The organism is Aliiglaciecola sp. SL4, assembly GCF_041538045.1.
In the GTDB taxonomy this organism is placed as follows: Bacteria; Pseudomonadota; Gammaproteobacteria; order Enterobacterales; family Alteromonadaceae; genus Aliiglaciecola.
This window is the reverse complement of record NZ_JBGOSE010000032.1, coordinates 1-922: the sequence shown is the minus strand read 5'-3', so window position 1 is coordinate 922 and position 922 is coordinate 1. Positions and strand designations below refer to the sequence as shown.

Genomic DNA, 922 nt, shown 5'->3' with positions numbered 1-922 from the left:
TTTGGCCAGCGGCCACACTAAATGTTGTTTCAAAGCATGAAAATAGACTGCTCCAGGTTTGTTCATCTAAACCAAGTCGCTGCAGGATAGGGGATTCATCAGTATTTATAGTGCCACGTTTATTTTGATGGAAGGTGCGCCCAGATAGGTCAACTAATTTCAGGTAATCGATGAGCTCAAAAGGCAAACCTGTTGGCTGGTGTGGTCTTGTGTTGCCCACAAATGGCATAAGTGTGGAAGGTTGTTTTCCTTTTTTTAAATCGAATATGCGTTGTCTGATGCTGGTATGTTTGGAGGTTTCAGGCGTATTGGCTAGTTTTGCTCGGATTGGGTTTAAGTCCACATAAACCATACAGGCTGCAATTGCATGCTCATCCAATAAGGCTTGAGATTTAAAACGTCCTTCCCAAAAATGGCCAGTGCATTGGTCTTCTTGATTGGCTTTTCGGGCAATGGGCTCGTTAAGTTCGCGCATAAACCAACTAATATCCATTAACCGCTGTCGATAGATGGATAGGGTAGCCTGTAAGCTGTCTAATTCGGACTCGGTTAACGACGGTTTGTCGCTACCCATGAAGGTTTGAGTTAACAGTGTTCCCTTGTGCAATTTATGCCACCTTGCGCACACTTGTTTATCCGTCCAGCGCTTAACCTTGTCAACATTGACATGCAATACCACATGGGCGTGGTTGCTCATAATGGCATAAGCACAGACATCAATAGCAAATACGGTGGAAAGAAACAGTAATCGGTCTTCAACCCATTGACGGCGGTGTTCAAAACACTTTCCGGTGACTTCATCTTCTCCACACAAATAAGCCCTGCGTACACAGCGAGAAACACAGTGATAATAGGGGGTATCGGTTAAACAAATCTGACGCTTTCTTGCTAAAGGCATCGTTCTTCCTGTTGAACTTAATGC

The 922-nt window shown here is 44.3% G+C and carries 1 protein-coding gene; it reads right to left on the bottom strand.

Annotated features, from left to right (window positions below; genetic code table 11):
- Window positions 1–898 (bottom strand): transposase (locus tag AB6T38_RS19205; RefSeq protein WP_372548825.1); only part of this gene is annotated, 898 nt, incomplete at its 3' end.
- Between the last annotated feature and the right edge of the window lie 24 nt (window positions 899–922).